Source organism: Streptomyces sp. NPDC002386 (genome assembly GCF_053593175.1).
Genome location: NZ_JBSFBX010000015.1, coordinates 87,036 through 95,503, shown reverse-complemented (window position 1 = coordinate 95,503; position 8,468 = coordinate 87,036). Strand labels below are relative to the sequence as shown.

Annotated in this window: 5 protein-coding genes; 4 read left to right on the top strand and 1 reads right to left on the bottom strand. The window is 71.0% G+C overall.

All coding sequences use genetic code 11. From position 1 onward, the window contains the following. Positions 1–7 precede the first annotated feature (7 nt). The 4 genes from nuoL to recQ all read left to right on the top strand — a co-directional run bounded on the left by nuoL (position 8) and on the right by recQ (position 7,336). Positions 8–1,903, top strand: coding sequence for an NADH-quinone oxidoreductase subunit L (gene nuoL / locus ACWCPN_RS27505; protein WP_451211194.1), 1,896 nt, complete (start codon positions 8–10; stop codon positions 1,901–1,903). 5 nt (positions 1,904–1,908) lie between these two features. Then, positions 1,909–3,480, top strand: a complete 1,572-nt coding sequence (locus ACWCPN_RS27500; protein WP_365129542.1) for an NADH-quinone oxidoreductase subunit M — start codon at positions 1,909–1,911, stop codon at positions 3,478–3,480. Continuing rightward, the gene (nuoN, locus tag ACWCPN_RS27495; RefSeq protein ID WP_199211548.1) at positions 3,477–5,126 is read left to right on the top strand and encodes an NADH-quinone oxidoreductase subunit NuoN; all 1,650 of its coding nucleotides are present in this window, start codon (positions 3,477–3,479) and stop codon (positions 5,124–5,126) included. The genes ACWCPN_RS27500 and nuoN overlap by 4 nt, the downstream gene beginning before the upstream one ends. A gap of 185 nt (positions 5,127–5,311) precedes the next feature. Beyond that, entirely contained in the window at positions 5,312–7,336 is a 2,025-nt protein-coding gene (gene recQ, locus ACWCPN_RS27490) for a DNA helicase RecQ (protein ID WP_451211191.1), read from the top strand. A gap of 21 nt (positions 7,337–7,357) precedes the next feature. Here recQ and ACWCPN_RS27485 read toward each other — a convergent pair whose 3' ends face one another. Beyond that, positions 7,358–8,296 (bottom strand): M56 family metallopeptidase, encoded by a 939-nt coding sequence (locus tag ACWCPN_RS27485; protein WP_451211188.1) that lies wholly within the window; start codon positions 8,294–8,296, stop codon positions 7,358–7,360. Between the last annotated feature and the right edge of the window lie 172 nt (positions 8,297–8,468).

Below are 8,468 nucleotides of genomic sequence, written 5' to 3'. Positions count from 1 at the left end.
AAGAATCGTGGACAACCTGATCGCGCTGCTCATCGCGGCGCCCCTGCTCGGAGCGGCCGTCCTCCTGGTCGGCGGCCGGCGGCTGGACGCCGTGGGCCACTGGATCGGCACGCTCCTGTCGGCCACCTCCTTCGTGCTCGGCGTGGTCCTCTTCGCCGGCCTGCTCGGCAGGGACGCCGAGAACCGCACCCTGACCCAGCACCTGTGGACGTGGATCCCGGTCGGCGGCTTCCAGGCGGACGTCACCTTCCGCCTGGACCAGCTGTCGATGACGTTCGTGCTGCTGATCACGGGCGTCGGCTCGCTGATCCACCTCTACTCGGTCGGGTACATGGAGCACGACGAGCGGCGCCGCCGCTTCTTCGGCTACCTGAACCTGTTCCTCGCGGCGATGCTGGTACTGGTCCTCGCCGACAACTACCTGCTGCTGTACGTCGGCTGGGAGGGCGTCGGCCTCGCCTCGTACCTGCTCATCGGCTTCTGGCAGCACAAGCCCAGCGCCGCGACGGCCGCGAAGAAGGCCTTCCTGGTCAACCGGGTCGGCGACATGGGCCTGTCGATCGCGATCATGCTGATGTTCACCACCTTCGGCAGCTTCGCCTTCGGCCCGGTCCTCAGCCACACCGGCGACACCTCCGAGGGCCGGCTCACCGCGATCGGCCTGATGCTGCTGCTCGCCGCGTGCGGCAAGTCGGCCCAGGTCCCGCTGCAGTCCTGGCTCGGGGACGCCATGGAGGGCCCGACCCCGGTCTCGGCCCTCATCCACGCCGCGACGATGGTGACGGCGGGCGTCTACCTGATCGTCCGCTCCGGCGCCATCTTCAACGCGGCGCCCGACGCCCAGCTCGCCGTCACCGTGGTCGGCGCCGTCACGCTCCTCTTCGGTGCGATCGTCGGTTGCGCCAAGGACGACATCAAGAAGGCGCTGGCCGGTTCGACCATGTCGCAGATCGGCTACATGGTGCTGGCGGCCGGCCTCGGCCCCATCGGCTACGTCTTCGCGATCATGCACCTGGTCACCCACGGCTTCTTCAAGGCCGGGCTGTTCCTGGGCGCCGGTTCGGTCATGCACGGCATGAACGACGAGGTCGACATGCGCAGGTACGGCGGCCTGCGCACGTACATGCCGGTCACCTTCGCCACCTTCGGCCTCGGCTACCTCGCGATCATCGGCTTCCCGTTCCTGTCCGGCTTCTACTCCAAGGACGCCATCATCGAGGCGGCCTTCGCCAAGGGCGGCACCCAGGGCTGGATCCTCGGCGGCGTGGCCCTGCTCGGCGCGGCCATCACCGCCTTCTACATGACGCGCGTGATGCTCATGACGTTCTTCGGGGAGAAGCGCTGGCAGCCGGACGCGGAGGGCCACGAGCCGCACCCGCACGAGTCCCCGAAGATCATGACGATCCCCATGATCGTGCTGGCTGTCGGCTCCGTCTTCGGCGGCTTCTTCTTCCACCTCGGTGACCGCTTCCTCAACTGGCTGGAGCCGGTCACCGGCCACAGCGAGGGCGACTCGCCGATCAGTGCCATGACGGTCACCGGGGCGACCCTGGTCTGCCTGGTCGTCGGCGTCGGCATCGCCTGGGCGCAGTACGGCCGCAAGCCCGTCCCGGCGGTCGCCCCGCGTGGTTCGCTGCTCACCCGGGCCGCCCGGCGCGACCTGCTGCAGGACGACTTCAACCATGTCGTCCTGGTGCGCGGCGGCGAACACCTCACGCGCTCCCTGGTGTACGTCGACCACACCCTGGTCGACGGCGTGGTCAACGGCACGGCGGCCGGCTTCGGCGGCCTGTCCGGACGGCTGCGCCGGGTCCAGAACGGCTTCGTCCGCTCCTACGCGGTCTCGATGTTCGGCGGCGCGGCACTCCTGGTCGCCGCGACCCTGCTGATGAGGGCGGTCTGATACCGATGTCCTTTCCTCTGCTGACAGCGACGGCGGCGCTCCCGGCCCTCGGGGCGGTCGCCACGGCCGCCGTACCGGCCGCGAAGCGCGACGCCGCGAAATGGCTGGCGCTGGTCGTCTCGCTCGCCACACTCGCCCTGGCGATCACCGTCCTGGTCCGGTTCGACCCGGGCGGCGACCGCTACCAGCTCACCGAGTCCCACGCCTGGATCGCGGACTTCGGGGTCAGGTACGAGCTGGGCGTGGACGGCATCGCGGTGGCGCTGCTCGCCCTGACCGCGCTGCTGATCCCGTTCATCATCCTGGCCGGCTGGCACGACGCCGATCCGCTGGAGACCGGAAGCCGCCGCTGGCGGCCCACACAGGGCTTCTTCGCGCTGATCCTCGCCGTCGAGGCGATGGTGGTCATCTCCTTCGAGGCCACCGACGTCTTCCTCTTCTACATCTTCTTCGAAGCCATGCTCATCCCGATGTACTTCCTCATCGGCGGCTTCGGGGACCGTGCCCACGAGCACGGTGAGGAGGCGGCCTCCACCCAGCGGTCGTACGCGGCCGTGAAGTTCCTCCTCTACAACCTGGTCGGCGGCCTGATCATGCTGGCCGCGGTGATCGGCCTCTACGTGGTCGCCGGGAACTTCAGCCTCCAGGAGATCGTCCAGGCCCGGGCGAACGGCTCGCTGCACATGGCGACCAGCACCGAACGCTGGCTGTTCCTCGGCTTCTTCTTCGCCTTCGCGGTGAAGGCGCCGCTGTGGCCGCTGCACACCTGGCTGCCCAACGCCATGCAGGAGTCCACCGCCCCGGTCGCCGTGCTCATCACGGCGGTCGTCGACAAGGTGGGCACCTTCGCGATGCTCCGCTTCTGCCTCCAGCTCTTCCCGGAGGCCAGCAAGTGGGCGACGCCCGTCATCCTCGTACTGGCGCTCATCAGCATCGTCTACGGCGCGCTGCTCGCCGTCGGCCAGCGGGACATCAAGCGCCTGGTGGCCTACGCGTCGATCTCGCACTTCGGCTTCATCGTCATGGGCATCTTCGCGATGACCAGCCAGGGCCAGTCCGGCGCCACGCTCTACATGGTCAACCACGGCATCTCCACGGCCGCGCTGATGCTGGTCGCCGGATTCCTGATCTCCCGGCGCGGCTCTCGGCTCATCGCGGACTACGGGGGTGTGCAGAAGGTCGCCCCGGTGCTCGCCGGCACCTTCCTGATCGGCGGTCTCGCCACCCTGTCCCTGCCCGGACTCGCCCCGTTCGTGAGCGAGTTCCTGGTCCTGGTCGGAACCTTCACGCGCTACCCGGTGATCGGCGTCATCGCCACCTTCGGCATCGTCCTCGCCGCGCTCTACACCCTCGTCCTGTACCAGCGGACGATGACGGGCCCGGTGAAGCCGGAGGTGTCGGCTATGCCCGACCTCCGCGCGCGTGAACTGCTGGTCGTCGCCCCGCTGATCGTGCTGCTGATCTTCCTCGGGGTCTACCCGAAGCCCGTCACGGACATCGTCAACCCGGCGGTCAAACAGACCATGTCCGACGTACACAAGACCGACCCCAAGCCCGAGGTGGAGGCGGCCAAGTGAGCGCAACAGCCGTCCACAGCCTGTGGACAACCGCGGCCGACCCGATCTCGAAGATCGGCACGCCGAAGATCGAATACGGACAGCTGTCGCCGACCCTGATCGTGGTCGGCGCGGCACTGGTCGGGGTGCTCGTCGAGGCGTTCGTCCCGCGCAGGTCCCGCTACTACGCCCAGGTGTTCGTGTCCGTCGTGGCGCTGTGCGCCGCGTTCGCCGCCGTCGTCGCGCTCGCGTCGAACGGCTACGGCACCACCAAGGCGCACATCGCGGCGATGGGGGCGATCGCGGTCGACGGGCCGTCCCTGTTCCTGCAGGGCACGATCCTGCTGGCCGGCCTGGTCGGCCTGTTCACCTTCGCCGAACGGCGACTGGACCCGGAGGCGCACGGCAACCGGGTCGACTCCTTCGCCGCGCAGGCCGCGTCCGTGCCCGGCAGCGACAGCGAGAAGGCCGCGGTGCGGGCCGGGTTCACCACCACCGAGGTCTTCCCGCTGCTGCTCTTCGCGATCGCGGGCATGCTGGTCTTCCCCTCGGCCAACGACCTGCTGACGCTCTTCGTGGCGCTGGAGGTCTTCTCCCTCCCGCTGTACCTGCTGTGCGCGCTGGCCCGCCGCAAGCGGCTGATGTCGCAGGAGGCGGCGCTCAAGTACTTCCTGCTCGGCGCGTTCGCCTCCGCGTTCACCCTGTTCGGCATCGCCATGCTCTACGGCTACGCGGGCTCGCTGTCGTACGGCCGCATCGCGCAGGTCGTCGAAGGCACGGTCACCGACGTCGACCCGGCGCTGGCCGGCACCATGGGCAACGACGCGCTGCTGCTGATCGGCGTCGCCATGATCGTGATGGGTCTGCTGTTCAAGGTGGGCGCCGTCCCGTTCCACATGTGGACGCCCGACGTCTACCAGGGCGCACCCACCCCGGTGACCGGATTCATGGCGGCGGCCACCAAGGTCGCGGCGTTCGGCGCGCTGCTGCGCCTGCTGTACGTCGTCCTGCCCGGCCTGCGCTGGGACTGGAGGCCGGTGATGTGGGCGGTGGCCGTCATCACCATGCTGGGCGGCGCGATCGTCGCGATCACGCAGACCGACATCAAGCGGCTGCTGGCGTACTCGTCCATCGCGCACGCCGGATTCATCCTCGCCGGTGTCATCGCGACCTCGAAGGACGGCGTGTCGTCCGTCCTGTTCTACCTGGCCGGGTACTCGTTCGTGACGATCGGCGCCTTCGCGGTGGTGACCCTGGTGCGCGACGCCGGCGGCGAGGCCACCCACCTGTCCAAGTGGGCCGGGCTCGGCCGCCGCTCCCCGCTGGTGGCGGCCGTGTTCGCGGTGTTCCTGCTGGCCTTCGCGGGCATCCCGCTGACCTCCGGCTTCGCGGGTAAGTTCGCCGTCTTCAAGGCGGCGGCGGACGGTGGCGCGGCCCCGCTGGTCGTGATCGGTGTGATCTCCTCGGCGATCGCCGCGTTCTTCTACATCCGGGTGATCGTGCTGATGTTCTTCAGCGAGCCCAGGCCCGAGGGGCCGACCGTGGCCGTGCCCTCGCCGCTGACCATGGCGGCGATCGGCGTGGGCGTGGCGGTCACGCTGGTGCTCGGTGTGGCGCCGCAGTACTTCCTGGACCTGGCGAACCAGGCGAGCGTGTTCGTGCGCTGACGTACGCCACGGCCGCCGTCCGGGGCCCGGTCCTCCCGCGGAGGACCGGGCCCCGGCGCGTGCGGCGGCGCCGGGGTGCCGGAGGGCCCGCCTGTGGAAAACTCCGGGGCTGTCGGTGCGGGCGCCTATCGTGGACGCAGTGGTCGAAGGACGACGCACGGGGGACAGGACACGGGGACCGGGCGATGGGCGCGACGGGCGGGATCAGGGAGATGCCACACATGACCGAGGGGCCGGGCACGGCCGACAGCGAGGCGCTGGCCACACTGCACCGGGTCTTCGGGTACGAGGCCTTCCGGGGCGAGCAGGCAGCGGTCATCGAGCATGTGGTGGCGGGCGGCGACGCCGTCGTGCTCATGCCGACCGGCGGCGGGAAGTCGCTGTGCTACCAGATCCCGTCCCTGGTCAGACCGGGTACGGGCGTGGTGGTCTCGCCGCTGATCGCGCTGATGCAGGACCAGGTGGACGCCCTGCGCGCGCTCGGCGTGCGAGCGGGCTTCATCAACTCCACCCAGGACTTCGACGAGCGGCGCACGGTCGAGGCCGAGTTCCTCGCCGGTGAGCTGGACCTGCTGTACCTGGCCCCGGAGCGGCTGCGCGTGGCGGCCACGCTCGACCTGCTCTCCCGGGGCAAGATCTCGGTCTTCGCGATCGACGAGGCGCACTGCGTCTCCCAGTGGGGCCACGACTTCCGCCCCGACTACCTGGCCCTCTCGCTGCTCGGTGAGCGCTGGCCGGACGTTCCGCGGATCGCCCTCACGGCCACGGCCACGCACGCCACCCACGAGGAGATCACCCAGCGGCTGGGCATGCCGACGGCCCGCCACTTCGTGGCGAGTTTCGACCGGCCCAACATCCAGTACCGGATCGTGCCCAAGGCCGATCCCAAGAAGCAGCTCCTCGCCTTCCTGCGGGAGGAGCACCCGGGCGACGCCGGCATCGTCTACTGCCTCTCCCGCAACTCGGTGGAGCGCACCGCGGAGTTCCTGAGCGCCAACGGCATCGAGGCGGTCCCGTACCACGCGGGCCTGGACGCGGGCACGCGCGCGGCCCACCAGTCCCGCTTCCTGCGCGAGGAGGGCCTGGTCGTGGTCGCGACCATCGCCTTCGGCATGGGCATCGACAAGCCGGACGTGCGCTTCGTCGCCCACCTCGACCTGCCCAAGTCCGTCGAGGGCTACTACCAGGAGACGGGCCGCGCGGGCCGTGACGGGCTGCCCTCCACCGCCTGGATGGCCTACGGCCTCAACGACGTCATCCAGCAGCGCAAGCTGATCCAGTCCGGCGAGGGCGACGAGGCCTTCCGCCGCCGGGCCGCCGCCCACCTCGACGCGATGCTCGCCCTGTGCGAGACCGCCCAGTGCAGGCGCGGCCAGCTCCTGGCCTATTTCGGGCAGGAGCCCTCCGCCGCGGGATGCGGCAACTGCGACACCTGCCTCACCCCGCCGGAGACCTGGGACGGCACGGTCGCCGCGCAGAAGGTGCTCTCCACGGTGGTGCGGCTGCAGCGGGAGCGCGGGCAGAAGTTCGGCGCCGTGCAGATCGTGGACATCCTGCTCGGCAAGAGGAGCGCCAAGGTCATCCAGTTCGACCACGACCAGCTCTCCGTGTTCGGCATCGGCGAGGAGCTCACCGACGGCGAATGGCGTGGTGTCATCCGGCAGTTGCTCGCCCAGGGACTGCTCGCGGTGGAGGGGGAGTACGGCACGCTGGTGCTCACCGAGACGAGCGGATCCGTGCTGCGCCGCGAGCGGGACGTGCCGCTGCGCAAGGAGCCGAAGAAGCCGGCCACCTCGCGCGCGGGCTCCTCCCGGGGCGAGCGCAAGGCCAAGGCCGCCGCGGCCGAGCTGCCGGGCGAACTCGTCCCCGCCTTCGAGGCCCTGCGCGCCTGGCGCGCCGAACAGGCCAGGGAGCAGGGCGTCCCGGCGTACGTCATCTTCCACGACGCCACGCTGCGGGAGATCGTCATCCGGCGGCCCGGTTCGGTGCGGGAGCTGGGCACCGTGGGCGGCGTCGGCGAGAAGAAGCTGGCGACCTACGGGGAGGGCGTGCTGGAGGTGCTGAACTCCCTGTCCGTGTCCGGCCCGGCCGGTGCCACGACGGGGGGCGCCGCTCCCGCGGCGGCCGATGTCCCGCCCGCTGCCGGCGAGGCCCCGGAGGACGACTGGGCCGAGCACGCGCAGGAGCCGGAACCCGACGACTGGATGTAGCGGCGGGCGCCGTCGGGGCCGTCAGGCCAGCGCCGTCAGCCCCGGGGCGAAGGTGATCAGCAGCGGCAGCAACGGCACCAGCGCGGCCACCGTGGTGGTCAGCGCCCGGTGCCGGCGGAGCAGCCGCGGCGGGGGCTCCAGGAGGCGGTCCACGCGCTCGCCGAGGAGCCGGTGGCTGGAGGCGCAGGACAGGACGCCGCGGTGCTGGTTGAGCTCGATCAGGGCGAGGGCGGTGGTGAGGTGGCCGCAGCGCCGGGAGGCGGTGTCGTCGGCGGCCAGTTCGACCAGGCGGTGCGTCTGGTCGCAGAAGTGGGCGAAGAGCGGGACGCCCGGGAATCCGGTGGCCAGCGCGGTGGACAGGTGGAGCAGCCAGTCGTGGTGGGCGCGGGCGTGACCGCGCTCATGGGTCAGGACGGCGTCCAGCTGGCGCCCGGTGAGGCGGCGCAGCGCCCCGGTGGTGACGACGAGCTGGGGCGGGTGCCCGGGCATCCACCAGGCGTCCGGGTACTCGTCCTCCAGCACCAGCATCGGGCCGCGCGCCGCCGGCAGTCCCGCGGGCAGATCGGGCGCGCGTTCCCGCAGGTGCGCCCGGGCCTGGCCGCGGCTCCTGCGGACCTCGGCGAGTTCCCGGGCGAGCATCGCCGTCGTCCAGGCGGCCCCGCAGGCCAGCAGCAGGGTGAGGGCCACGGCCCAGACCGGTGCGGTGGACAGGTCGTACGCGGCGGTGACGGTGGGCGGCGCCGGGGCGAACACATGGTCGCGGACGGTGTGGAAGACGGCCGCCGCGCCCAGCACCAGCGCGGTCAGGCAGCACAGCAGGACCGTGGCGACCAGGCACTGCCACACCCACAGGGCGACCACGGGCTCCCGTTCGGTCCATTCGGCCCGGGTCAGCGCGCGCGGTGCCGGTACGGCGGCCGTCAGGGCGACGACGCTCAGCAGGAGCAGGCAGACCGTCATGCCGGGGCTCCGGTTCGTGGTCGGAGAGGTGCGGGTGTCGGGTGGTGCCGGGGACGTGCCGGAGGCACGTCGGGTGATGCCGTGTCCCCGCCAGTATGACGGGGACACGGGGCGCGAGTCAGGCCTGCGGCGCGGATCGCGTCGGCGAGGTGGGTTTCGCCCCGCCTCTCCG